Origin of the sequence: Bradyrhizobium sp. 23 (assembly GCF_023073295.1) — a bacterium.
GTDB classification, from domain to species: Bacteria; Pseudomonadota; Alphaproteobacteria; order Rhizobiales; family Xanthobacteraceae; genus Bradyrhizobium; species Bradyrhizobium canariense_D.
In genome coordinates this window covers 1-503 of the sequence record NZ_JADPJF010000052.1, presented here as the reverse complement: position 1 = coordinate 503, position 503 = coordinate 1, and the positions used below count along the sequence as shown (strand labels likewise).

Below are 503 nucleotides of genomic sequence, written 5' to 3'. Positions count from 1 at the left end.
CACGTCTCGTGACCTCCACAAACTCACCCTCGGCCAGTTGCGCTTTCGTGCTCGGGGACGAGCGCAAAGATGGCGATCGACCGGGCGGCGGCGGCGCGGACGGCTCGATGAATCGCGCTGCCTCGTGACCGGCATATTAATCAGGTAGCCAAGAGTACAATTAATTAATTCATCGCGCCGCCCGATTTAAGCCGCATGGGAGCCGTTGTCGCCGCTAAGGTTCGAGCGGGGGTGGGGCGCACCCGGGAGTTTTCGATGTCCGGTCATTTGCGATTATACTTCGCCAGTTTGGTGCTTGTCGGGGGTTTATCGGCGGCGCCTGCGTCTGCCAACCCTCTTGCCGACTTCTTCAATACTGCCTCGCCCCAACCCACGGTAACCTCTCCGCCGCAAGCCGAATGCGTGCCGCGTCCCGGTAGCTCGACCACTGGTGGACAGCATTGGGTCTACCGAATGGACGGTCGCCGCAAATGCTGGTTCCTGGCCGAGGGCATCGCGACGGT

Annotated in this window: 1 pseudogene; it reads left to right on the top strand. The window is 61.6% G+C overall.

The features are described from left to right. Positions 1-255: 255 nt before the first annotated feature. A pseudogene (locus IVB32_RS13135) lies at positions 256-503 on the top strand (hypothetical protein); the annotation flags it as partial.